The sequence below is a fragment of the Cryptosporangium sp. NPDC051539 genome (assembly GCF_044454545.1).
In the GTDB taxonomy this organism is placed as follows: Bacteria; Actinomycetota; Actinomycetes; order Mycobacteriales; family Cryptosporangiaceae; genus Cryptosporangium.
On record NZ_JBITDV010000005.1, the window covers coordinates 243,777 to 268,548 of the forward strand.

20 protein-coding genes are annotated in these 24,772 nt (G+C 72.2%); 7 read left to right on the forward strand and 13 right to left on the reverse strand.

The annotated features are described in order from the left end of the window. Window positions 1–33 precede the first annotated feature (33 nt). From ACIBZJ_RS17625 to ACIBZJ_RS17635, 3 genes are all read right to left on the reverse strand, one after another. Window positions 34–2,379 (reverse strand): sodium-translocating pyrophosphatase, encoded by a 2,346-nt coding sequence (locus tag ACIBZJ_RS17625; RefSeq protein ID WP_395930645.1) that lies wholly within the window; start codon window positions 2,377–2,379, stop codon window positions 34–36. A 649-nt stretch (window positions 2,380–3,028) separates the two neighbouring features. Then, window positions 3,029–3,481 carry an ATP-binding protein gene (locus ACIBZJ_RS17630; protein ID WP_395930647.1) on the reverse strand — a complete coding sequence of 151 codons (453 nt, stop codon included), beginning with the start codon at window positions 3,479–3,481 and terminating at the stop codon, window positions 3,029–3,031. Beyond that, entirely contained in the window at window positions 3,481–3,819 is a 339-nt protein-coding gene (locus tag ACIBZJ_RS17635) for an STAS domain-containing protein (RefSeq protein WP_395930649.1), read from the reverse strand. Before ACIBZJ_RS17635 ends, ACIBZJ_RS17630 begins: the two co-directional genes overlap by 1 nt. Before the next feature lie 75 nt (window positions 3,820–3,894). Here ACIBZJ_RS17635 and ACIBZJ_RS17640 point away from each other — a divergent pair, with 75 nt between their 5' ends. The 4 genes from ACIBZJ_RS17640 to ACIBZJ_RS17655 are packed head-to-tail and all read left to right on the forward strand — an operon-like array spanning window position 3,895 to window position 10,061. Next, a complete protein-coding gene (locus ACIBZJ_RS17640) occupies window positions 3,895–6,333 on the forward strand; it encodes a DEAD/DEAH box helicase (protein WP_395930651.1) in 2,439 nt (812 codons plus the stop codon). A gap of 51 nt (window positions 6,334–6,384) precedes the next feature. Continuing rightward, the gene (locus ACIBZJ_RS17645) at window positions 6,385–7,119 is read left to right on the forward strand and encodes a hypothetical protein (protein ID WP_395930653.1); all 735 of its coding nucleotides are present in this window, start codon (window positions 6,385–6,387) and stop codon (window positions 7,117–7,119) included. A gap of 33 nt (window positions 7,120–7,152) precedes the next feature. Next, window positions 7,153–8,673 carry a TldD/PmbA family protein gene (locus ACIBZJ_RS17650; RefSeq protein WP_395930655.1) on the forward strand — a complete coding sequence of 507 codons (1,521 nt, stop codon included), beginning with the start codon at window positions 7,153–7,155 and terminating at the stop codon, window positions 8,671–8,673. After that, the gene (locus ACIBZJ_RS17655) at window positions 8,670–10,061 is read left to right on the forward strand and encodes a metallopeptidase TldD-related protein (protein ID WP_395930657.1); all 1,392 of its coding nucleotides are present in this window, start codon (window positions 8,670–8,672) and stop codon (window positions 10,059–10,061) included. Before ACIBZJ_RS17650 ends, ACIBZJ_RS17655 begins: the two co-directional genes overlap by 4 nt. 843 nt (window positions 10,062–10,904) lie before the next feature. On the opposite strand, the gene ACIBZJ_RS17660 is transcribed toward ACIBZJ_RS17655, so the two are convergent. From ACIBZJ_RS17660 to ssd, 7 genes are all read right to left on the reverse strand, one after another. Next, window positions 10,905–11,246 carry an Rv3654c family TadE-like protein gene (locus ACIBZJ_RS17660; RefSeq protein WP_395931250.1) on the reverse strand — a complete coding sequence of 114 codons (342 nt, stop codon included), beginning with the start codon at window positions 11,244–11,246 and terminating at the stop codon, window positions 10,905–10,907. Window positions 11,247–11,596: 350 nt separating this feature from the next. Then, window positions 11,597–12,079 (reverse strand): TadE family type IV pilus minor pilin, encoded by a 483-nt coding sequence (locus ACIBZJ_RS17665; protein ID WP_395930659.1) that lies wholly within the window; start codon window positions 12,077–12,079, stop codon window positions 11,597–11,599. A gap of 152 nt (window positions 12,080–12,231) precedes the next feature. Continuing rightward, window positions 12,232–12,399: a DUF4244 domain-containing protein gene (locus ACIBZJ_RS17670; RefSeq protein WP_395930661.1), complete on the reverse strand. Its 168-nt coding sequence runs from the start codon at window positions 12,397–12,399 to the stop codon at window positions 12,232–12,234. 35 nt (window positions 12,400–12,434) lie between these two features. After that, window positions 12,435–13,049 (reverse strand): type II secretion system F family protein, encoded by a 615-nt coding sequence (locus ACIBZJ_RS17675; protein ID WP_395930663.1) that lies wholly within the window; start codon window positions 13,047–13,049, stop codon window positions 12,435–12,437. Continuing rightward, a complete protein-coding gene (locus ACIBZJ_RS17680) occupies window positions 13,046–13,888 on the reverse strand; it encodes a hypothetical protein (protein WP_395930665.1) in 843 nt (280 codons plus the stop codon). The genes ACIBZJ_RS17675 and ACIBZJ_RS17680 overlap by 4 nt, the downstream gene beginning before the upstream one ends. After that, entirely contained in the window at window positions 13,885–15,042 is a 1,158-nt protein-coding gene (locus tag ACIBZJ_RS17685; protein ID WP_395930667.1) for a TadA family conjugal transfer-associated ATPase, read from the reverse strand. The genes ACIBZJ_RS17680 and ACIBZJ_RS17685 overlap by 4 nt, the downstream gene beginning before the upstream one ends. After that, window positions 15,039–16,124 (reverse strand): septum site-determining protein Ssd, encoded by a 1,086-nt coding sequence (gene ssd / locus ACIBZJ_RS17690; protein ID WP_395930669.1) that lies wholly within the window; start codon window positions 16,122–16,124, stop codon window positions 15,039–15,041. Before ssd ends, ACIBZJ_RS17685 begins: the two co-directional genes overlap by 4 nt. Window positions 16,125–16,768: 644 nt before the next feature. On the opposite strand from ssd, the gene ACIBZJ_RS17695 reads away from it, so the two are divergent. Both ACIBZJ_RS17695 and ACIBZJ_RS17700 read left to right on the forward strand, forming a co-directional pair. Beyond that, a complete protein-coding gene (locus ACIBZJ_RS17695; RefSeq protein WP_395930671.1) occupies window positions 16,769–17,644 on the forward strand; it encodes an HAD family hydrolase in 876 nt (291 codons plus the stop codon). A gap of 667 nt (window positions 17,645–18,311) precedes the next feature. Then, entirely contained in the window at window positions 18,312–19,154 is an 843-nt protein-coding gene (locus ACIBZJ_RS17700; protein ID WP_395930673.1) for a hypothetical protein, read from the forward strand. Window positions 19,155–19,332: 178 nt separating this feature from the next. Here ACIBZJ_RS17700 and ACIBZJ_RS17705 read toward each other — a convergent pair whose 3' ends face one another. Together ACIBZJ_RS17705 and ACIBZJ_RS17710 are read right to left on the reverse strand one after the other, a co-directional pair. Beyond that, complete coding sequence (locus tag ACIBZJ_RS17705; protein ID WP_395931252.1) at window positions 19,333–20,076, reverse strand: oxidoreductase; 744 nt, start codon at window positions 20,074–20,076, stop codon at window positions 19,333–19,335. A gap of 23 nt (window positions 20,077–20,099) precedes the next feature. Beyond that, window positions 20,100–21,599, reverse strand: a complete 1,500-nt coding sequence (locus ACIBZJ_RS17710) for a TolB family protein (protein ID WP_395930675.1) — start codon at window positions 21,597–21,599, stop codon at window positions 20,100–20,102. Window positions 21,600–21,755: 156 nt separating this feature from the next. Here ACIBZJ_RS17710 and acs point away from each other — a divergent pair, with 156 nt between their 5' ends. Beyond that, window positions 21,756–23,723: an acetate--CoA ligase gene (gene acs / locus ACIBZJ_RS17715; protein WP_395930677.1), complete on the forward strand. Its 1,968-nt coding sequence runs from the start codon at window positions 21,756–21,758 to the stop codon at window positions 23,721–23,723. A 38-nt stretch (window positions 23,724–23,761) separates the two neighbouring features. Here acs and ACIBZJ_RS17720 read toward each other — a convergent pair whose 3' ends face one another. After that, on the reverse strand, window positions 23,762–24,736 hold the full coding sequence (locus tag ACIBZJ_RS17720) for a WD40 repeat domain-containing protein (protein ID WP_395930679.1): 975 nt from the start codon (window positions 24,734–24,736) through the stop codon (window positions 23,762–23,764). Window positions 24,737–24,772 lie beyond the last annotated feature (36 nt).

Here is a 24,772-nt window from a genome sequence, read left to right on the forward strand (position 1 = left end):
TCGGCGGGAGGGCCCTGGTTCTGGGCTGCTTGGTCAGACGCCGATGGGTTCGGTCTTTGTGGTGGCCGGCTGCTCGGTGTCGTCCTCCGCGATGGAGATCGGACGACGCCGGCTGACGACCACCGCGGCGACGATGACGAGGGTCGCGACCAGCGCGATCGTCACCCGCACCCCGACGTTCGCGTCGACGCCGGTCGACAGCGCGACGACCGCGGGCGCGATGATCAGCGAGACCAGGTTCATGACCTTGATCAGCGGGTTGATGGCCGGACCGGCGGTGTCCTTGAACGGGTCACCCACCGTGTCACCGATGACCGTGGCGTCGTGGGCGGAAGAGCCCTTCCCCCCGAACGCACCGTCCTCGACCATCTTCTTCGCGTTGTCCCACGCCCCACCGGAGTTGGCCAGGAACACCGCCATCAGCGTGCCGGTCGCGATCGCGCCGGCCAGGTAGGCACCCAGCGGCCCGACCCCGAGCCCGAACCCGACCGCGATCGGGGCCAGCACCGCGAGCAGACCCGGCGTGGCGAGCTCCCGCAGCGAGTCCTTCGTGCAGATGTCGACGACCTTGCCGTACTCCGGCTTGCCGGTTCCTTCCATGATCCCGGGGATCTCCCGGAACTGGCGCCGGACCTCGAACACGATCGCGCCGGCCGCCCTGGTCACCGCGTTGATCGCGAGACCGGAGAACAGGAAGACGACCGAGGCGCCGATGATCAGCCCGACCAGGTTCTTCGGGTCGGCCACGTTCAGCACGCCTGCGAACTCGTCGGTGACCTTGCCCTTCGCGTCCGCCGCGGCCGTCTGGACGGCGTCGGTGAACGACCCGAACAGCGCGGTCGCCGCGAGCACTGCGGTCGCGATCGCGATGCCCTTGGTGATCGCCTTGGTCGTGTTGCCGACGGCGTCCAGGTCGGTCAGCGTCCGGGCGCCCTTCTCGTCGATGTCGCCGGACATCTCGGCGATGCCCTGCGCGTTGTCGGAGATCGGGCCGAACGTGTCCATCGCGACGATGACGCCGACCGTGGTGAGCAGGCCGGTACCGGCCAGCGCGACCGCGAACAGCGAGATCACCGTGACGCCACCGCCGAGCAGGTAGGCGCCGAACACCGCGGCGCTGATCACCAGGCCGGTGTAGACCGCCGACTCCAGGCCTACCGTGATGCCGGAGAGCACGACGGTCGCCGGGCCGGTCAGCGCGGTCTTGCCGATGTCGCGGACCGGACGGCTGCCGACCGCGGTGAAGTAACCGGTGAGCAGCTGGATCGCCGCGGCCAGCACGATGCCGATGAGCACCGCGACGACGGCCAGGATGCGCGGGTCGCCGCTGTGATTGGCGATCGTGTCGCTGACGCCGTCGAAGTCGGAGAACGACGACGGGAGGTACGCGAACGCCGCGATCGAGCACAGCACCGCGGAGATCAGCGCGGAGATGAAGAACGCCCGGTTGATGGCGGTCATCCCGTTCTTGTCGCTCGCCCGCAGCCGCGTGATGAACACGCCGATGATCGCGGTCACGACGCCGATCGCCGGGACGATCAGCGGGAAGACCAGGCCCTCGCCGCCGAACACGACCTTGCCCAGGATGAGCGAGGCGACCAGCGTCACCGCGTAGGACTCGAACAGGTCGGCGGCCATACCAGCGCAGTCACCGACGTTGTCGCCCACGTTGTCGGCGATCGTGGCGGCGTTGCGCGGGTCGTCCTCGGGAATGCCCTGCTCGACCTTGCCGACGAGGTCGGCGCCGACGTCCGCGGCCTTGGTGAAGATGCCGCCGCCGACCCGCATGAACATCGCGAGCAGCGCGGCACCGAAGCCGAAGCCCTCGAGCACGGTCGGAGCGTCGCCCTGGTAGGTGAGGACGACGATCGCCGCGCCGAGCAGGCCCAGGCCGACGGTGAAGAAGCCGACGACGCCACCGGTGCGGAACGCGATCCGCATCGCGGTCGGAGCGCCGTCGCTCTCCCGGGCCGCGGCCGCGACCCGCACGTTCGCCCGGGTCGCCAGCCACATGCCGACGTAACCGATGAACGCCGAGAACACCGCGCCGACGATGAAGAAGACCGAGCGTCCGATCCGCACCGACATCTCGTCGCCCGGTACCGGCAGCACGAACAGCAGGATCACCGCGACAACGACGAAGATCCCGAGCGTTTTGAACTGCCGGGTCAGGTACGCGGACGCGCCCTCTTGAACCGCGGCGGCGATCTCCTGCATCTTCGCCGTGCCTTGGCCGGCTGAGAGCACCACTCGCACCAAGGCGGCGGCGACGCCGAGCGCGAGCAGCGCGATCGCGGCGGCTATGACCACGTAGGTCACATTGCTGCCGCTGAGGTCGATGCCCTCGCCGCCGATGGCGACGGGAGTTGGCCCATCCATGCGTCCTCCTGAAACGGGCGAGCGCAACGACGCGCTCCACCAGAAGCCTGCGCTGGGGGCCCGGCGGTAACGAATGGGGACTGGGGATCTCTCCGCCGGGATTTGGGGAGTCTAGGTGACGTTGACCACAGCATGCACCGCGACCTGCGGTGCGAGATCCATCACATCTGCCGTGACCGGCCATAACACCCACGAACCCGACCTGTCGGAATCGATCCGGATTCGCACCACCCCGCAGCCGGACGTCCCCCCGCAACCCCCCGATCCCCAGACCGCCCGAGGCGCAGTCCCCCTCCCCCGGAGCGCGCCTCAAACGGCCGAAGCCGCCGCGCCTTCGCACGAACCGGAGCCCGCCGAAAACACGCCGCCAAATCCGCCGCAGGCGCGTCTCGCACGAACCCGAAGCCCGCTGAGGCCACCGCTAGAGCCGCCGCAGGCGCGTTTCGCACGAACCCGAAGCCCGCTGAGGCCGCCGCTAGAGCCCCCGCAGGCGCGTTTCGCACGAACCTGGAGCCCGCTGAGGCCGCCGCTGCCGCTCGACCGGGCCGACGCCGTGGCATAAAGCGAAGCGCCACAAGGAGGCCCGGTCGCGCGGCAGCGGCGGCCTCAGCGGGCCGCCCACTCAAGGGGAAGCGCGGCAGCGGGGACCTCAGCGGGCCGCTGAGACCCAGGTCATGTGGACTATGGTCCCGTCCCGATCCTCGGCCGCGGTCACCGTGACGTCGTCCACCAGACCGGTGAGCAGCGCGAGGCCGACACCGGCCGCGACCTCTTCCTCGGACTCGGTCTCCGCGAACGCCGGACCGGCGACGAACGGGCTGCTGACCGCGAGGTCCGCATGCAACGCCTGATCGGCGGGCGCTGAATCACGCACGACGACCTCGAACCGCGGCCCGTCGGTGAACTCGACCTCGACCAGTTCGGACCGCTTGTGCTGAACGTGCAGGCTCACCGCGCGTGAACACGCCTCACCGACCGCGAGCCGGATCTCGTCCAGCAGGCTCTCGGCCACACCCGCGTTCCGCGCCGTCGCGACCGCGACCAGCCGGGCCGTGCGGACGTGCGCGGGGGTCGGAGAGAACGCGAGCCTCACGGTGCGCATCAACCGGCCGCAACCGCCTCTTCGACGGTCGGATGGATACCGAAGACCTTCTCCAGCCCGGTGACGTTGAAGATCTTGAGGATCTTCGGCTGGGAACACGCCAGCTCGACCGAGCCGCCGGCCGCGCGGGCCCGCTTCAGCGCACCGACCAGCACGCCGAGCCCGGTCGAGTCGAGGAAATCGACCCGATCCATGTCGACGACGATGTGCGCGTACCCCGCGTCAGCGAGACGGATCAGCTCCGTCCGGAGCTGAGGGGCGGTGTAGACGTCGATCTCACCGCCGACCGCGAGAACCGTATGGCGCCCCACGGCCCGTGTCGTCAACGACAGTTCCACGAAGACCCCTCCACGATGCCCAGGCCGACCTAGGTCCTGATTCAACCATCTATCCAGCGACGACGAGTCGATCCGATGCCGAGGTGCGGCGCGATCCCTCGAACATACGTGCAACAAATCTGGCAGAGTGCAGGCGTGTCCCGCCACCCCACCCTCACCGCTGGGCCCGATGAGTGGCTGAATCGGGTGCGAGCCGGCCGCTCGGAAGACCCGGTCACGCACGTCGAGCGGCTCCCGGCCCGGCCCGGCGTCCTCGTCGACTGGCCGGGTTGGACACCTCCCGTCCTCCGGGACGCTTTCGTGGCGCGGGGCGTGACCCGACCGTGGGCTCACCAGGTCGCCGCGGCCGAGATGGCGGCGAGCGGCGAGTCGGTGGTCATCGCCACCGGTACGGCGTCCGGAAAGTCGTTGGCGTACCAGTTGCCGACGCTGACGGCGCTGTTGTCCGACGCGCGGGCGACCGCGCTGTACCTCTCACCTACGAAGGCGCTGGCCGCCGACCAGTTGCGGGGGCTGCTCGACGTGGCCGACGCGGTCGGCGGCGGCATCCGGCCCGCGCTCTACGACGGCGACACGGCCGACGCCGAACGCGACTGGGTCCGGGCGCACAGCCGTCTGGTGCTGACGAACCCGGACATGCTCCACCGCGGGATCCTGCCGCGGCACGACGCCTGGGCGTCGTTCCTCCGCCGTCTGCGGTTCGTCGTGATCGACGAGTGCCACGCCTACCGGGGGGTGTTCGGATCGCACGTGGCGCACGTGCTGCGGCGGCTGCGCCGCCTCTGCGCCCGGTACCGGTCGGCGCCGGTGTTCGTGCTGGCGTCGGCGACGGTGGCCGACCCCCGCACCTCGGGCGCCGCGCTGATCGGCGCGCCACTGCGGGCGGTCACCGAAGACGGGTCGCCCCGCGGCGCGACCACGTTCGCGCTCTGGGAGCCGCCGGTCAGTCCGTTCGTGGGCGAGCGCGGCGCTCCGGTCCGGCGCACGGCTACGGCCGAGGCCGCCGACCTGCTCGCCGACCTGGTGGCGGTCGGGGCGCGCACGCTCGCGTTCGTGCGCTCCCGCCGCGGCGCCGAGGCGGTCGCCCTCGGCGCCAAGAGAGCGCTGGCCGAGGCGGTCCCCGAACTCGTCGATCAGGTGGACGCCTACCGGGCCGGCTATCTGGCCGACGACCGGCGCGAACTGGAAGCGGCGCTGCGGTCCGGTGCGTTGCGGGGGCTGGCGTCCACGAACGCGTTGGAGCTGGGCGTCGACGTGACCGGTCTGGACGCGGTCGTGCTGACCGGCTATCCAGGGCGGCTGGCGTCGCTCTGGCAGCAGGCCGGGCGGGCGGGCCGGGGCAGCCGGGACGCGCTGGCGGTGCTGGTCGCACGGGACGATCCGCTCGACAGTTACCTGGTGCACCACCCCTCGGCCGTCTTCGGTCGCCCGGTGGAGGCGACCGTGCTCGATCCGACCAACCCGTACGTCCTGGGCCCGCAGTTGGCGTGCGCGGCGGCCGAGCTGCCACTGACCGAGGCGGATCTGCCGTTGTTCGGGGGTGCGGTGGCCAGGGCGGCTCTCGACGGACTGGTCGATGCCGGGGTGCTGCGCCGGAGACCGGCCGGGTGGTACTGGACCTCTCGCGGCCGGCCCGACGCCGACCTGCGCGGTACCGGCGGCGAACCGGTGTCGATCGTCGAGGCGTCCACCGGTCGGCTGCTGGGCACCGTGGACGCGGGGTCGGCGCCGTCGAGCGTGCACACCGGGGCGGTGCACCTGCACCGCGGTGAGACGTTCGTGGTGGACGAACTCGACCTGGAGAACCTGGTCGCGCTGGTGCGCCGGGCCGAGCCGGACTGGTACACGCAGTCGCGGGACGTGACGGATCTTTCGGTGGTGTCGGTTTCCGCGTCGATCGCGTTCGACGGCGTCGAGTTGTCATTCGGGACCGTGGACGTCACCAATCAGGTCGTTTCGTATGTGCGGCGACGAATTGCCACTGGTGAGGTGCTGGACGAGCAGCCGTTGGACCTGCCCGAGCGGCGGCTGCGCACTCGGGCGGTCTGGTACACGATGACCGATCCGGTGCTGACGTCGGCCGGAGTCGCTCTGGAAGAGCCGGACATCGGTGGGGCGGCGCACGCGGCGGAACACGCCGCGATCGGGTTGCTGCCGCTGGTCGCCTCGTGTGACCGGTGGGACATCGGAGGCCTGTCGACAGCGTCGCATCAGGACACTGGTCTGGCGACGGTTTTCGTGTACGACGGACACCCCGGCGGCGCCGGTTTCGCCGAGCGTGGATTCGCGGCCGCCGACGACTGGCTGACGGCGACCCGGGACGCGATCTCGGCCTGCGAATGCGCTGCTGGGTGCCCCTCTTGTGTCCACTCCCCCAAATGCGGCAACGGAAATGATCCACTGGACAAAGCAGGTGCGGTTCGATTGCTGACCGCAGTCGTCGACCGCGTGCGGCACGCGCGGGCTGAGCAGAGTACGTTTGGCCACCAAGTCGGGGGGCAACGCCCCCTGTAACCGGCGGGTCGGTTGCAGGGGAACCGGGCTGATTCGGAGAGGACGCGGACCATGGTTCTGCTGGGCCTGCTGCTCGCCGCAGTGGCGATTGCCCTCGGGGTGGGTCTGGCGTTGCAGCCGGGCGACACAGCCAACGTCCATTTCTTCGGTCTGAACATCCCCAACCTCAACGGCCGGACGCTGATCCTGGTCGGGGTGGCGATCGGGATCCTGTTCATGCTCGGCCTCTGGTTCATCAAGTGGGGCTTCGCGGTCTCCGCGCGCCGGCGCCGGACGAAGAAGGCCGCGAAGGCCGCCGCCGCCGGCGTCGCTCCGGTGGGAGACCCGCGCGATCAGCACGAGGTGCCGCCCCGGCCCGACGCCGATCCGCGGGAGCCCGACCTGGACCCTCGCCGGCAGGACGACCTCCGCCGTCAGGACGAGGCACGCAGGCAGGACGACCTCGCGAACTGGGAGCGGGCCGAGGCCGCCCGCCGGGAGGACGCCGCCCGGCACGAGGAAGCGGCGCTGCGGGCCCGCGCCGAGGGGCACCAGCAGCCCGACCCGTACCCGCCGGCCTCGCCCGACGCCTACCAGGGCCACCAGCCGCCGCACCGGCAGCCGGAGCCGTACCGCGGTGACAACCACCCCACCGATGCGTACCCGACGATGGACCACAAGACCGAGGAGTACCCGACGGTCGACCCGTACCGGGACGAGCCCCGTCCGACCGGCACGGTCTACCAGTCCGGCGGCCACACCTATCCCCCGAACGACGAATACCCGCCCCAGCCGCCTCGCTACTGAGCGCGCGCCTCGCCAAGGGCTAATGTCGACCGGGTGCCGCACGAGATCGATGAGCGATTCCTAGCCCTTCCCCGCGCGGTCCTCGCCGACGCCGCGCTACAGAAGGCCCGTGACCTCGGCGCCAGCCACGCCGACTTCCGCCTCGAGCGCATCCGCTCGCAGGGCCTGTCGCTCCGCGACGGCCGGCTGGAGGGCAGCCACGACGGTGAGGACGTCGGGTTTGCCGTCCGGGTGGTCCACGACGGGGCCTGGGGCTTCGCGTCCGGCGTCGACCTGACCGCCGACGCGGTCGCGGCCGCAGCCGAGACCGCCGTTCAGGTCGCGAAGGTCAGCGCCCGGATGAACACCGAGCGCGTCGAGCTCGCCGACGAGCCGGTCTACCGCGATGTCCGCTGGGTCTCCGCCTACGACACCAACCCGTTCGACGTCCCGGAGCAGGAAAAAGTCGCGCTGCTGGCGGAGTACTCGCAGCGGCTGCTGGCCGCCGACGGGATCGACCACGTGACCGCCGGTCTCTCCCAGGTACTCGAGGGCAAGTTCTACGCCGACACCGCGGGCAGCGTGGTGACCCAGCAGCGCATCCGGCTGGCCCCGGCGCTGGAGGCCCTCTCGGTGGACGCCGCCGGCGGACGGTTCGAGCAGATGGGGACGCTCGCTCCGCCGGTCGGGCGCGGCTGGGAGTACCTGACCGGCACCGGCTGGGACTGGGAGTCCGAGCTGTCTTCGCTGCCGACGCTGCTGGCGGAGAAGATGGCGGCGCCCAGCGTCGAGCCCGGTCGTTACGACCTGGTGATCGACCCGACGAACCTGTGGCTGACGATCCACGAGTCGGTCGGTCACGCCACCGAGCTCGACCGGGCGCTGGGTTACGAGGCCAACTACGCCGGGACGTCGTTCGCGACGCCGGACAAGCTCGGTGCTCTTCGCTACGGGTCCGACGTCATGAACATCACCGGCGACCGGACCGTGGAGCACGGTCTGGCCACCGTCGGCTGGGACGACGAGGGTGTCGCCGGCCAGTCGTGGGACATCGTCCGCAAGGGCACGCTGGTCGGCTATCAGCTCGACCGGCGGATGGCCGCGCTTCTCGGGGACTCCCTGGGCGTGTCCCGCTCGAACGGCTGCGCGTACGCGGACTCGCCCGGGCACGTGCCGATCCAGCGGATGGCCAACGTGTCACTGGCCCCGGCTCCTGAGGACGCGTCGACGGCCGACCTGATCAGCGGGGTCGAGCGCGGGATCTACGTGGTCGGCGACAAGTCCTGGTCGATCGACATGCAGCGCTACAACTTCCAGTTCACCGGCGAGCGGTTCTTCGAGATCCGCAACGGGCGGCTGGCCGGGCAGCTGCGCGACGTCGCCTACCAGAGCAACACGCTGGACTTCTGGGGGTCGATGGAGGCGGTCGGTGGCCCGTCGACGTGGCGGCTCGGTGGGGCGTTCAACTGCGGGAAGGCTCAGCCGGGCCAGATAGCGCCGGTGTCGCACGGCTGCCCGAGCGCGCTGTTCCGCGACATCTCGATCCTCAACACGGTGCAGGAGGGTGGGCGATGAGCGTCTTGCGGCCTCAGGATCTCGTCGAGCAGGCGCTCTCGCTCTCGAAGAGCGACGGGTGCATCGTCATCGCCGGGGAGTCGACGAGCGCGAACCTGCGCTGGGCCACGAACACGCTGACCACGAACGGCGTCATGCGGTCCCGATCGATCACCGTGATCTCGACCGTGGGCACCGGCACCGGTGTCGCCAGCGGAGCCGTGTCACGGACCGCGGTGTCGACCGACGAGTTGGAAGCGCTGGTCCGGGCGTCGGAAGAGACGGCACGGGGCAACGGCGCCGCCGACGACGCCCAGCCGCTGGTGCCGGGCGCGGTGTCGTCCGACTGGGATGCCGCCCCCGGCGAGACGTCGATCGACGTGTTCTCGTCGGTGGCGCCCGCGCTGGGGGACGCGTTCGGGGCCGCCCGAGGCGACGGGCGCCTGCTCTACGGCTTCGTGGAGCACGAGGTCGACACGTATTACCTGGGGTCGTCGACGGGGCTGCGCCTGCGGCACGCCCAGCCGCAGGGGCACATCGGCATCACCGGGAAAGTCGCCGACGACCTGGCGCGGTCGGCCTGGGTCGGGCAGGCGACCCGGGACTTCTCCGACGTGTCGGTCGCCTCCCTGGACGCGGAGCTGGCGCGGCGATTGGCGTGGTCCGCGCGGCGGATCGCGCTGGAGCCGGGCCGGTACGACACCGTGCTGCCTCCCACGGCCGTCGCCGACCTGTTGATCTACACGTACTGGAACATGAGCGCCCGGTCGGCATTCGAGGGGCGGACCGTGTTCTCCCGACCCGGTGCCGGCACCCGCGTCGGCGAGCGGTTGACGCCGCACCCGGTGACGCTACGGTCGGATCCGGGTTTCGCCGGGCTGGCATCGGCGCCGTTCGTGGTGGCGCAGGCGTCGTCCGGGACGTCGAGCGTCTTCGACAACGGGTTGGCGCTGGAGCCGACCGACTGGATCCGGGACGGCGAGCTGACCGCGCTGATGCAGACCCGGCGCTCGGCGGAGCTGACCGAGCTGCCGGTCACGCCGATGATCGGGAACCTGGTCATGGAGGTGGGCGGCGCGTCGGGCGGGCTCGATTCGCTGGTCGGCGGCGTCGAGCGGGGGCTGCTGCTGACGTGCCTCTGGTACATCCGCGAGGTGGATCCGCAGACGCTGCTGCTCACCGGCCTGACCCGCGACGGCGTGTACCTGGTGGAGGGGGGCGAGGTCGTCGGGGCGGTGAACAACTTCCGGTTCAACGAGAGCCCGATCGATTTGTTGTCCCGCTTCAGCGGGGCGTCCGAGACGGTTCCTGCGTTTTCGCGCGAGTGGGGCGATTATTTTCCGCGCACTGCGATGCCTTCTTTGCGGGTGCCGGACTTCAACATGAGCAGCGTCTCGCCAGCGTCTTAGCGGACGCCTGATCCAACGGCGGGGCCCGGTCCAACGGCGGGGCCCGGTCCAACGGCGGGGCCCGGTCCAACGGCGGGGCCCGGTCCAACGGCGGGGCCCGGTCCAACGGCGGGCGCGTGACCCGACACGGGTGCTCGGCCCCACGACGGATGCCCGGGCCCCACGACGGATGCCCGGGCCCCACGACGGATGCCCGACCCGACGGCGGATGCGCGTCCCCACGGCGGATGCCCGACCCCACGGCGGATGCCCGACCCACGGCCCGGCGCCCAGCCCAGCGCGGGTGCTCGGCCCCACGGCGGGTGCTCGGCCCCACAGCGGGTGCCCGACCCGACGCTGGGCGCCCGACCCCACGGCCCGGCGCGCGGGCCCACGGCACGTGCCCGACCCCGGCCCGGCGCCCGACCCAACGCGGGTGCCCGGCCCCACGGCGGATGCCCGACCCATCGCGGGTACTCGGCCCGACGGCGGATGCCCGACCCGACGGCGGGCGCGCGACCCTATGGGCGGCGCGATCCAATGGGCGGGCGCACGACCCTACGGCGGGCCCCGCTCAACGGCGGTGCTCAGCTCCACTGCGCGTGCGCGGCCCCCACAGCGCGAGCCTGATCCGGGAGGAGCCCAGCTCAGCGGGTGACCCCAGCGCGTGCGGGATCAGCCTTTCGCTCACCGGGCCACCGGGCCACCGGGCCACCGGGCCACCGGGCCGCGCGGGCATCAGACCTGCGCGGGCATCAGACCTGCGCGGGCATCACGGGATCAACCTCCGCTCACCCGGCTTCCAGGTCCGCGCGGAGATCGTTACCGGGTTACCGGGTTACCGGGTTCCGGGCCTGCGCGGGATCAGCCTGCGGTTACCGGACCGGCACGTGATCGGACTTCGGCGACGCCGACCCGGCTGCTGACGGTGACGACGACGGTGATGTCGCGATCGGTCACCGTGCAGTGGGCGAGGTAGGCGCCGTTGCGACCAGCTATGTCGCGTGCGCTGGCGCAGGCAGCGGCCGGACCTGCGGGGACGTGAAGCGCGCCGGAGAGCGCAGCAAGGTCGGCCGCCACTGCGGCACGATGCCGCGCGACCACGGCGGAGCCGACCGCCTGAAGGCCGAGCGCGATTGTCAGTAGGGCGAGCCCGATACCCAGAGCCAGCACCGAGGCACTCCCGCCCTCCCGAACCGGGGTCATCCCTTCGAGCCGCAAACGCAAGGCCGGTCCAGACGTCGTCCCGGGCCCGAACTCGGCCCTGACCCCAGGCGCGGACGCGAGCCCGACCCTAGGCGCGGACGCAGGCCCGAGCCCATGCCTAGGCACGGACGCGGACGCGGGTCCAAGCCCATGCGCGAGCACGAGCCCCGGCGCAGGCCCATGCGCGAGCACGAGCCCCGGCGCAGGCGCAGGCCCGAGCGCAGGCGCGAACACGGGCCCGAGCCCAGGGGCGGACGCGGGCGCGAGCGCAGGCGCGGACACGGGCCTGAGGGGCGATCCGGGCTCGGGCCCAGGCCGGGTTGTGGATCGGAACGCGGATCCGGTCATCGTTACGGACGCGGACCCGCGCGGAGACCCGGTCTCGAACCTGGACCCGAGCCCGATCCCGGGCCAGGGCCAGGGCCAGAGCCAGAGCCAGGGCCAGGGCCAGGGCTAGAGCCGAGGGCAGGCTCTGGCTGTGGGCGGAGGTGGGGATTCGGGCCCCGGTCCGGGCCCGGTTCTGGCTCGATGACGGCAGTGGCCTCGATGCGAGCCGGCCACAACCGGCTCGCGGCAGGTACCGACACCGTGACCTGGACCAGCCCGTCGACCCGCGCCACGCGGATCGAAGCGCCCGCCGGCGCGGTGCGCAGCCCCACTGCGACCGGGTCGGCCTCTCCGCGCGCCGCGGCCCTGGCCGTTTCGCGCGCAGCGTCCACGCACCGCAGCTGGGTGGTGGTCGCGCTCAGGGCGGCCAGACCTGCCGTCAACAGCAGCACCACGACCGGAAGCGCTGCCGCCAGCTCCGCGGTCACCGACCCCCGCGCCCCCACCCGCGACCCGACCCGTGTCCCCAGCCGCAACCCGACCCACGGCCCCGCCCACAACCCGACCCGCGACCCGACCCACGGCCCGACCCACGGCCCCGCCCGGCGGGCCGCGCACAAGCGCGACCACGCCCGGCGGGCCGCGGGCGGGCGGCGGGTTAGCCCTTCAGGGCCCTGGCGATGATCGCGGTCAACGCGGCCTGCACCGTCGACGACGTCACCACCTTCAGCAGAACTCCCGCGAACGCCACGGCCGCCACCGTTCCGACCGCGTACTCCGCCGTGGTCATCCCGGCCTCGCCGAGCAACCGAAGCCTCCGAGCCATGAGCATCTCCTCTCGTCCGCCGGGCGTTTCCCGGCTCACCCCAGAACGTCATCGAGCACCCCGATCAGGATCGGCACGACGCCGACCAGCACGAACGCGGGCAGGAAGCAGAATCCGAGCGGCAGCACGACCAGCACGCCCGCGCGCTGGGCGGCCGCGTCGATCCGGGCTTCGCGCTGCTCGCGCAGCTCGGCCGCACACCGTACGCACGCGGACGCCAGCGCAGCGCCGCTCTCTGCCGCTCGCACCGCCGACGGCACGAACCCGGCGGCACCGTCCACGTCGGCGAGCGCCGCCCACCCCGGCTCACCCTGGACACCGAGCCGCAGCGACCGCCCGACTTCGCTGAGCCGCTCACCCAGCGACCCGCCGACCGCGATCCCGACCAGCAGCACCGCACGGTCGAGCGGAGCCCCGGTCTTCAGCACGGCCGCCAGCAGATCGATCGCGTACGGCAACTCCGCCGCCGCCCGCTGCCGATCCCGTTCCACCCCCGGCGACGGCAACCTCCGGACGACGAGCCGAGCGCCGAGCGCGGCCAGCACGCCGAGCCCCGCACCGGCCCAGCCGCCGACCAACAGGGCAACCGCCAGCCCGAGGAGCACCGGCATCCCCCGCTGAACGCGGGTACCGATCGGTAGCGCGCTCATCCGGTCGTCACCCGGCTCAGCCGGGACGCCAGCGCGAAGCCGATCAGGTGCAGCGCCACGGCGGCGGCCGCGCACGCGGCACCGGCCACCGTCTCGGTCAGCACGATCAGGGGCCGCGCCCCCAGCAGCTCACCGACTCCGAGCCCGACGACCGGCAGCCCTGCGACCAACCGAGCGGTCGCCCGCGCGGAAGCGGTCTGCGCCGCGGCCCGCTCGGCGACCCGGCGCATCCCCCGCAGCTCGACGTCGAGCCGCGCCACGACGTCGGCGAGCGGGATGCCGCTGTCGGTCAACGCCCACGCCGCTGCCAGCCGGCCGAACGCGGGTCCGAGCGGTCCCGGGACGGCCCGGAGCGCCGCAACGACGTCGCCGGCCGGGTGACGCACCACCGCGCGCCGCACGGCCACCAACGCCGACGTGACGCGCGCCGGTGCGGGCACCCGGTTCAGCGCCGTCAATGCCGTGTGCAGGGCAGCGTGCGGGGTGGCGCCCGCCCGGAGATCGTCGGCCAGCCCGGCGAGCGCCACGGCGGCAGCGGCCCGCAACGCATCCTCGGCCCGGGAGAGGGCCCGACGCCGGAGCGCCAGCCACCCGGCGGTCCCGTACGCCAGCGCCGCTCCCACGAGCACCGGACCACCCACGACAGCGAGACCGGCTGCGCCCACCGGGACAGCCACCGCCAGCACCACCGCACGCCGCCACCGCCGCGAACGCACCCGGTCTCCCTCCCGCAGCCGCCCCGCTCCGAGCAACCGCCCCGCTCCGGGCAGACGCGCCCCGTCCACGCCCGGCCCGACCCCGGTGATCCGCGCGCGTCCGCGGACGCCGGCCGCCGTCACCTCGCACCGTCCAGAAGCGCTCGCAACAGCTCCGCTCCCGGCACCGCGCCCCCGTCGAGGCGCCAGGCCGGCCACGCGCGGACGCGCCCGTCCGGCGCGGCGGCCAGCACACCGATCTCGGTCACGACCCGGCCGCCGGGCCGTCCGCCGCGCGCCGGGAACCGGACGATGTGGAACGCGACCTGCACCGCGCTCGCGAGCTGTGCGTGCACCGCGTCCCGGCCCAGGCCGCCGACCAGGCCGAGCGCTTCGATCCGCGCCGGGACGTCGTCGAGGGTGTTGGCGTGAAGGGTGCCCGCACCACCGCGGTGGCCGGTGTTCAGTGCCGCGAGCAGCTCCACCACCTCGCCGCCGCGGCACTCACCGACCACGATCCGGTCGGGACGCATCCGCAACGCCTCCCGGACCAGCGTCCGGACCGGCACGAGCCCGGCGCCCTCGGCGTTCGCGGGCCGGGCCTCGAGCGACACCACGTGCGGATGCGCGGGCCGGAGCTCGGTCGCGTCTTCGACGACGATCAGGCGCTCGTCGGGCGCCACCTCACCGAGGAGAGTGGCCAGCAGCGTGGTCTTCCCGCTCCCGGTGCCCCCGCTGATCAGGAACGCGAGGTGGGCGCCGACGACGGCCCGGGCCAGACCGGCCGACGCCGCCGTCAGCGTTCCGGCGGCCACCAACTCGTCGAGGCTGAAGCCGCGCGGGCGGAACGTCCGTAGCGAGAGGTGCACGGTGGCCACGGCCACCGGCGGCAGGGCGGCGTGGAACCGGGTGCCGTCGGGCAGCCGCGCGTCGACGAACGGGGACGCGTCGTCGAGGCGCCGCCCGCAGGCCGCGGCGAGCCGCTGTGCCAGCCGTCGGACGCTGGCGTCGTCACCGAGGTCGCAGCGGACGCGTTGCAGGCCGGCGCCGCGGTCGACCCACACCTCGGCCGGGCCGTTGACCAGCACGTCAGTGACGTCGGGCTCGGCCAGCAGCGCGGTCAGCGGCCCGGCGCCGACCAGCTCCGCGTGCAGGTCGGCGCCGAGCGAGAGCAGCGCCCGGTCTCCGATCGGCGACCCGTACTCGGCCCGCACCGCGGTGGTCACGGCCGCCCGGGTCGGTGAGCTGCCCTCGGAGATCAACCGCCGCCGGACCCGCTCCGCCAGCGGCGCGCTCATCCCCGGGCCGCCAGATCGTCCAGCCTGCCGAGCAGGCGACGGCAGAGATCGGCCAACGGACCGCGGCCCGACCCGGCGGGCACGTCGCCCCGCTCCAGCGCAACGGCCAGCCGTGGCTCGGGACGCAACACGCCCACCATCGGCAGTTCCAGCGCCTTCGCGAGGTCGGCCGAGCGCAGGCCGGCCGGGGCCGGCCCCCGCACCACGCACGCCAACTGCCCACAATGCGGCCGGACCGCACGGAGCACCCGGGACGCCGCCGCACATGCCCGCACCTCGGCCGGTACGACCAGCAACGTCAGGTCAGCGGCCTGCAGCGCCCGGATCGCCGCTTCGTCCGGCCGGCGCGGAAGATCGACGACCAGCAGGTCAGAACCTCGACGCCCGGCCGACAACGCGGCTTCGGCGGCGTCGGGCGGAATCGTCAGGACGTCGCCCCGATCCCACGACAGCACCCGCAACTCGCCGACCCGGGGCAGCGCGTCCTGCAGCGACGGCGGACTGACCGGCCTCGACGCCGCCACCAGGTCGGGCCACCGCAGACCGGCCGTGGACTCCCGCCCCAGCAGCAGATCGAGCCCGCCGCCCAGGGGATCGGCGTCGACGAGCATCGTCCGGGCGCCACCTCGCGCCGCCGTCACAGCGAGTGCCGCCGCCAGCACGCTCGCGCCCGCGCCGCCGCGCCCGCCGACCACGCCGACGACCCGGCCGAGCGCCGAACGGTCACTCACCGCATCGGTGAACCGGTCGATCAGCCAAGCTTCGGCGGACGGAATGAACGCCACGTGCTCGGCTCCCAGTTCCGCGGCGAGGCGCCAGATGACCGGATCGTCCGGCCCGGTCGAGTGCTCGTCGGCGACCAGGATCAGCCCCACCCGGTACGGCAACCGGGCCGTCGCGTACTCGACCGCGACGTCCATGCCGACGACCACGAGAGCCGCGCCGGTCCACAGTGGGCGGGCCGCCACCGCGTCGACGGGAACCTCGACCGCGGCGCCGGCCGCGGCCGCCAATCGCAAGAGGTGATCGGCCAGGTCAGGATCGCGGACGCAGACCAACGGTCGTGCCTCGGGCGGCGGCATGAATCCTCCGACGGGTGGATCGCGGTTTCGACCCGCCAACCGTCGCGGAATCCGGCTCCTGTCGGAATCTCCTCCACAGAGCCGCAGAACCTGCGATCTACCGGTGGACAACCGCCGGATTCCTGGCGTCGTGTGCTATCGCACGAAAACGACGCGGATGACGTTTTCGCTGCTCATTACTGGGACCGCGCAGAAAAACGAGCAAGAAACGCATATCCGAGAACTTCCGAGAAATGTCCGCATCACAAAAATGCGCAGACCGCCCGATATGGACGGAAAGAGATTTCTGGAGAAAAGGGGACGGTCCCCGCCGGGGGGGTGGGCGGGGACCGTCCGGGGTCCGGCTCCGGGGGGGCCGAGCCGAACCCGCCCAGATGACCGCGGGGGGGGTGCGGTCAACCAGGCCGTCAAAAGGTGCCGAGGCTGACTAGATGTTCTCTTCTCCGCTTCTCGACACAGAGCCCCTCTGACATTGTTCAGCAAACCGCGCTAGATCTGCAACCGAAGGGAGCCGGAAACAAGATCCGTAAGAATTTTCTTAAGGCGCCCAAGCTTCTTGGGCGCAGACCCCCGGTAAGAATGCCCTAAACGAACGCCGGAGTCGAGGGCCCGGTCGGTATCGGTCCCGTCCTACACTCCGAGGCATGAGCGAGAGCGCCAGCGCGGGCGACGAGCCGAACGGTCTCCCAACTGTGGACAGTGGCAGCACGGTCGAACCGGCGCAGGCGCGCAGCGCGGCGTTCTTCGACCTCGACAAGACCGTCATCGCCAAATCGAGCGCGCTCGCGTTCGGCCGCCCGTTCTATCAGGGCGGGCTGATCACCCGCCGGGCGATGCTCCGGAGTGCTTACGCACAGTTGATGTTCCAGCGCGCCGGTGCCGACGAGGCCCAGATGGCCCGCATCCGCGACGCGGTGACCTCGATGATGACGGGCTGGAGTGTCAGCCAGGTCCGGCAGATCGTCGCCGAGACCCTGCACGAGCTGATCGAGCCGACGATCTACGCCGAGGCGGCCGCACTGATCGGCGAGCACCGGGCGGCCGGGCGTGACGTCGTGATCGTGAGCACCTCCGGCGACGAGGTCGTCCGCCCGATCGGTGCGCTGCTCGGCGTCGACCGGGTGGTCGCGACCAGGATGAAGGTCGTCGACGGCCGGTACACGGGCGAGATCGAGTACTACGCCGCCGGCCCGGCGAAGGCCGCGGCGATCCGCGAACTCGCCGACAGCGAGGGTTACGTCCTCGACGACTGCTACGCGTACTCCGACTCGGTGAGCGACGTCCCGATGCTCAGCACCGTCGGGCATCCGTTCGCGGTCAACCCCGACCGCGGCTTGCGCAAGGTCGCCGCCGAGCGCAACTGGCCGGTGCTGCTCTTCCGCCGCCCGGTGACCCTTCCCACCCGATTCGTCCGCCCCTCGACGCCGGTGCTGGCCACCGCGGCCGTCGGGTTCGGCGTCGGTGCCGCGGCGCTCGCCGGCATGGTCTGGTACGGACGGCGACGCGCCGTCGGAGTATGAACGTTCTGCTCAGAGGGCCTTCCGCGGTGCACACAACCGGCGTAGAAAGGTGTGACGGGCATCACTAGAAGCTAGTAAAGCTCGGGCACAGACTCTAGGTACCCACGCGCGACCAGCCGCGTACGGCGCGTCGAGGCGGATCCGACGGGATCCGCGCTCGTCGGAGAAGGCGCACGCTTGGTAGCCCAGACCGACTGTGCGTGACGGCGTCCCGATCAGGGGCGCCGTCCCTATGCGCGGCGGCTCCCTCCACTTCGTGAACCCCAGACAGGTTCGCTTTCGCGTCGATAGGCTGACTGCGGGGCTGGAGTGGCTGGAGGGGAACACGACGATGGATCCGCGCCCGCGCCGGGAGAGACCCAGGCCGCCGGAGAGACCTCGTACACCGCCGGAACGGCCCCTCGCGCGGCGCCCGAACGATCCGTTCGCCGGCGACGATCCGTTGACGGCGCCACTCGTCAAACCCTTACCGGACCACGAGCCCGCGCCTCGATCGCACTCCGCGCCGCCGTGGTCGGCGGTGACCCAACAGCCCCGCCAGCAGCGGCCGATCCCCCAGGTACGCCCACCCCAGCCGCCTCCCCAGCCGTCGAGGCCGACGCCTCCGATGTCCGCACCTCCGATGCCGGGGCCACCGATGTCAGGGCAACCGATGCCGGGGCCACCGATGTCAGGGCCACCGATGCCGGGGCCGGCCTCCCCGATGTCGGCGCCTCCGCTGTCGCCGCTCCCCCGCTCCGGACCACCCCGCCCGGAGAGGTACGCCCCGCACCCGCGCGAGAACGTCACCGAGCCGATCCCCGGCGCCGCCGGGCGCGTCACCGGCCGCGGCCGGGCTCGCGCCGGTGTCCCCGTCGTCACGATCGGCGACCTGCTCACGGTCCTCGGTGGAGTGCTGGTCCTGGCCTTCTCGCTGCTGCCGTTCGTCTCCTACACCGACGGACGCTACGAAGCGGTCAAGAACCGCGCCGACGTCCCGACCTCGTGGACGGCCTGGGCCTCGGGCACGTTCCTCACGCCGCTCAGCTGGATCGCGATCGTCGCGGCGGTGGCGGTCGCCGTGCTCGGTGCGCTCCGGGTCCTCGGGCGCGGCCGGTTCACCGTGCTCGGCCTCACGGCTGCGCAGATCCGCGTACTGCTCAGCGGTCTGACGCTGCTGATCCTGCTCGGCCTCGGCGTGTCACCCAAGACCGTGATGTTCGGGGACGACCGTCCCCAGATCACCGCGGGCGGGGTCAAGATCGCCTCGACGCTCTCGCTCGACCTCGGTGGTTACCTGATGCTGCTCGCCGGCGTGGTCCTGGTGGTGGGCACGGTGCTCACGGCCGGTGGTGGCGGCACGGTGCTCTGGCCGCCGTCGAACGGTGTCCGTCCAGACTTCCTGCGGACGCCCGGCCGCGCGCCACGCGGGCGCCTGCCGCAGCCGAGCCGCTACCCCGGAGGACCACCGCCACCCGGCTACGGCCCGCCACCCGGCCCACCCGGCTACGGCCCACCCCCACGCTACTGACCCACCCGGACCACACCCGCCCGGACCACACCCGCCCAGACCGACCCGCCCGGACTGCACCCGCCCGGACTGCACCCGCCCGGACTGCACCCGCCCGGACCACACCCGCCCGGACCACACCCGCCCGGACCACACCCGCCCGGGCTCAACCCGCGGTGATCCGCCCCGCGGCGTCCACCTACCGGGCCATCGCCTCGCAGATCGCGAAACCCTCGTCGGCGCCGAGCGCGACCGCGGTGCAGCAGTGCTGGATCCAGTTGCGGACGCCGTCCGGCGTGCCGGTGGCGTAGGCGTTGGCCGCGCCGATGTACTCGGGCTCGCGGGCGAGATGGCCGGCCTCGGGCACCGAGACCGCCTTCGGGTCGAGGCCCTTGGCGATCAGCGTCAGGCGCGCCGCGGCGCGGGCGACCAGGCCACCGGGACCGTCGAACGGAGCGAGCGCGAGAAGTTCGCCGTGGACGATCGCCGCGACGATCACCGCCGGGGCGTCGGTGCCTCCGGTGACGAGGTCGCTGAGCGCCGACAGCCGGGCTGCGACCTCGGGATCGGTGCGCGGACGGCCGAGCGCCTCCGACGGGAGCACGTCACGGGCGGCCAGCACGTGCAGGCGGGCCAGGACCTGGAGCGGCGCCTTGGCCCAGGTGCCGACGAGCGAGCCGATCGAACCGGCGATGCGCAGCGAGCCCTGGACGATCGGATCCGTGACCGCTCCGGCGCGGACCGACTCCAGGTCGTAGCGGGCGCCCTCGAGCGCGGCGGACGCCTGTGCGCCCCGGAGCGCGGCCTCGACGCTGACCGGACCGGAGCCGCGGCGCAGGATCTGGTGGCCGAACAGCTGGTCGACTTGCTTGCGTGCCTCGGCGGCCGCGTCAGCGACGCCCGGCAGACCGAGCAGCGGCGCGAGGGGATCCGACACGCTCAGTACCGTATCCGCCGACGCCGGTGTCACCGAGGCAGGGCCCAGTCGCCCGCCGCCGCGACCGGACGCGGCTCGGCCGCCGGCACCCCGGCCGCCGTTTCACCCGGCTCCGCCGCGCCGCCCGTGAAGACGTCCACCGGCGGCGGTCCGGCGGGCGGCGGCCTCCACCGGGCCGGCGCCGGCGGGGCCGCGTAGACCGGGCGGCCGTACGGGAGCGGGGGCACCACCGTGCGCCGGGCCGCGGCCCGGCGGTGCAAGGCCAGCGGGACGCCGACCGCGGTACCGACCACCGACAGGACCAACGCCGCCACCAAGGCCGTCACCAACCCGATCGCCACCCGCCAGCCCATCGGCGTCGGGCCCCCGGTGAAGCCGCCGCCGCGTGGCGTCGCCTCCACCAGGAGCTTCGCCGCGAACACGGCCGAGAACGACGAATACCCCAGCGTCAGCACCCGCGAGCGCCTCTGGCCGTCCAACCGGTACGCGTCGACGATCTCCGTACCGTTCTCGTCGGTGCCGGCGAGCAGCACCTCGTCGGCGCTCCGCCAGCCCACCGGCACCGGCTCGCTGAACTCGACGAGCCCGAACCGCGCCAGCCGCTCGGCCTGCTTCGACGCCACGTCGATCGCCAGCAGCGACGTGGTGCCGTCGTACGCGGTCGCCTCGTCGCGCAGAACCAGCACCCGCGCGCCGTCCGGGGACCACGCGTTCGGCCCGGCCAGCCGGACCGTCCGGTCGGTGAGCAGCACCGGCGACCCCGACCCGTCGGCCGGGTACACCTCGATGTCGGACCCGTCGTCGAACACGATCGACCGCCCGTCGGGCGAGAACGCCGCCTGCACGCCACCCGGCTCGTCGTACGACCCCGGCGATCCGGACGAGAGCGCCGGTGGCTCGGCACCGCCCGGCAGCGGTTGCTCACCGGGTAAGAGCTCCGACTTCTCCGGGCTGGCGGCGTCGGGCGAGCCCACCTTCGTGAACCGCCCGCTCTCCACGTCCAGGACGTACAAGCTGCCGGCCGCGACGGCCAGCTGTCTGGCGTCCGCAGACCAGGCCAGGACCTCGATGAGGCCGGCCGGACCGGCCTCGATCGGGAAGCGCCGCTCGGAGCCGGTGGTGAGATCGGCCACCAGCACGTCGGTTCCGTCACCGGTGGCGTCACCGACCGCGAGGCGGCTGCCGTCCGGGGCGAGCTGCATGGTGACGACGCCGTAGTCCTGGTCGGTACGGCCGGAGATCGAATCGACACCCCGGACGCGGTCGGAATCGGCGGAGAAGACGACGTGGCTGCTGCTGAACACCCCGATCGTCTCGAGCAGGAAGACCGACCGGCCGGGGGCGGATTCGGTCACGTCCGACGTCCAGAGCGGCAGGTTCTCGGTGTCGGTCGGGTACCTCGGGCCCGGGTAGCGGCTGCCGCCGGAATCGCCCTTCACGGCGAACGCGGCACCGACGCCGAGCCCGGCCGAGGCCAGCACGCCGACCGACGCCAGCACCAGTACTACGAACAGCGGCCGCCAGCGCATAGACCTTGCCCCTCCACATCAATGCAGGCCCCGGACGCTACCGCCGACCGCCGACAGCCCGCCGCTCGACGCCACAACCGGCGACCACGTGGTGTGCGCCGCCGTCCGCCGCACTAGGTTTAACGTGGCCGCCGGCTCACCGAGGAGGTCCCGCACATGACCGAAGAAGCCTCTTCCGAGGCCACGCTCTCGAACCTGCTTCGCGAGGAGCGCACGTTCGCACCCCCGGCCGCATTCGCCGAGGCCGCCAACGTCAAGGAAGACGCCTACGAGCGCGCACGGAACGACCGGATCGGGTTCTGGGAAGAGCAGGCCCGCCGGTTGGACTGGGCCGAGCCCTGGCACACCGCCTGCGAGTGGAACGCGCCGTTCGCGAAGTGGTTCGTCGGCGGGAAGCTGAACGTCGCCTACAACTGCGTCGACAGGCACGTAGAGGCGGGCAACGGAGACCGGATCGCCATCCATTGGGAGGGCGAACCGGGCGATACCCGCACGATCAGCTACCGCGAACTGCAGGTCCAGGTCTCCAAGGCCGCGAACGCGCTGCACGAACTCGGCGTCCGTACCGGCGACCGGGTCATGATCTACCTGCCGATGATCCCGGAGGCCGCGTTCGCGATGCTCGCCTGCGCCCGGCTGGGTGCGGCGCACAGCGTGGTGTTCGGTGGATTCTCCGCCGACAGCCTTCGCAACCGCATCGAAGACGCCGAGGCCAAGGTCGTCATCACCGCCGACGGCGGCTACCGGCGCGGCAAGCCGTCGGCCCTCAAGCCCGCCGCGGACGAGGCGGTCGACGGCACCGGCGTCGAGAAGATGCTGGTCGTCCGGCGCACCGGCGAAGACGTGCCGATGACCGAGGGCCGCGACCTCTGGTGGCACGACGTCGTCGACCGGCAGCCCGAGACGCACGCGTACACGACGTTCGACGCCGAGAACCCGCTGTTCATCCTCTACACGTCGGGCACCACCGCGCGGCCGAAGGGCATCCTGCACACCTCCGGCGGTTACCTCACCCAGGTGTCCTGGACCCATCACGCGGTGTTCGATCTCAAGCCGGAGACCGACATCTACTGGTGCGCGGCCGACATCGGCTGGGTCACCGGGCACAGCTACATCGTCTACGGGCCGCTGTCGAACGGCGCCACCCAGGTGATGTACGAGGGCACGCCGGACACGCCGCACCAGGGCCGCTTCTGGGAGATCATCCAGAAGTACAAGGTGACGATCCTCTACACCGCGCCCACGACGATCCGCACGTTCATGAAGTGGGGCGCCGACATCCCGGCGAAGTTCGATCTGTCCACCTTGAGGCTGCTCGGGTCCGTCGGTGAGCCGATCAACCCGGAAGCATGGGTGTGGTATCGCCACCACATCGGCGGTGACCAGGCGCCGATCGTCGACACCTGGTGGCAGACCGAGACCGGCGCGATCATGGTTTCCCCGCTGCCCGGCGTGACGGCCACGAAGCCCGGCTCGGCCCAGAAAGCGCTGCCCGGCATCTCGGTCGACGTCGTCGACGAGGGTGGTAAGCCGGTGCCGGACGGCGGCGGCGGGTACCTGGTGCTCACCGAGCCGTGGCCGTCGATGCTCCGGACGATCTGGGGCGACGACGAGCGGTACAAAGACACGTACTGGTCGCGCTACAGCGACGCCGGGTACTACTTCGCCGGCGACGGTGCGAAGAAGGACGACGACGGCGACCTGTGGCTACTCGGCCGCGTGGACGACGTCATGAACGTCTCCGGGCACCGGATCTCCACCACCGAGGTGGAGTCGGCGCTGGTCAGCCACCCGTCGGTGGCCGAAGCCGCGGTCGTCGGCGCGACCGACCCGACCACCGGTCAGGGCATCGTCGCGTTCGTCATCCTCCGAGGCGACGCCGAGAAGAGCGACGACACCGCCGCGGAGCTGCGGCAGCACGTCTCGCGGGAGATCGGGCCGATCGCGAAGCCCCGGCAGATCCTGGTGGTGCCGGAGCTGCCGAAGACGCGTTCGGGCAAGATCATGCGCCGGTTGCTGCGTGACGTCGCCGAGAACCGCTCGCTGGGTGACGTCACCACGCTGGCCGATCCGACGGTGATGAACCTGATCAGCGACGGCCTGTCGGGCGGCAAGGAAGACTGAGAACGGATGGCCCCGGCCGTCGCGCCGGGGCCATCGCCTCAATTCTTCTTGAAAGCGCCGCGCAGCCCACCGGTCATCCGCTGCCAGCGCGGCGGGACGCCGAGGTCGACTTCGTCCGAATTGGTGTTCGGGCGGACGATCTCTAGCAGACCGGCCGCTGCCCGGACCTCCCAGACCGAGCCGTGCAGACGGGCGAGCGTCTCGATCTCGGTACCGTCCAGTGCGCGCACCACGAGCCGGAACGGCTCGTCGAACCGACGCTCGAGCAGCAGGATCGAGTGCATCGAGCGCCACCCGACGAACGCGCCGGCGACCACACCCACGACGCTCACCTGCGCGGCCGGCCGGAACCCGCGCTCGGTGTCGAGTGCGGTGATCACCAGGTCGAACCCGCCCTGCTGGCTGCGTGACGGCGTGATCTCGCGGCCCACCGCGAGCAACCGGCCGTCCGGCGACCAGCCGTGCGCACCGAGGGCGGCGTCCTCGGGCAGCGGGACGCGCACCGGCGGCCCACCGGCCAGCGGTGCGATCCGGACGTAGGACCCGACGTCGACCGCGATCCGAGCTCCCTCGGGCGCGACGGCGACCTCGCGGGGCTCTTCGCCGGACAAGTCGTACGCGTCGCTGCGACCCGTCTCCAGGTCGAGCAGGTACATGCCCTCGTCGTTGCCGTACAGAAGTCGCCGGCCGCTCGGCAGCCAGGACAGCACTTCGGCACCCCGGACCGTCGCCGGGAAACCGCGCCGGGACCCGTCGGACAGGTCCAGCACCGCAACCGTCGGAACCGGCCGGTCGACCACCAGCGCCAACCGGGTGCCGTCCGGTGAGAGCTGGCCCGGGTCGTCCAGGCGCTCCGCTCCCACCATTCTTATCCGCCGCCCGTCGGCGGCCAGCAGTAACGTCTGCTCGCCGTCGTCGATGGCGAACGCTGCCCGCCCCGGTGGATCGGCGTCCCACGACATCGTCCAGTCCGGGCACCGAGGAACCTCAACTGGCGCGTACACGTCGATCACGGAAACCCTCCTCTCCCCGGCGGCAAGGGTAGAGGC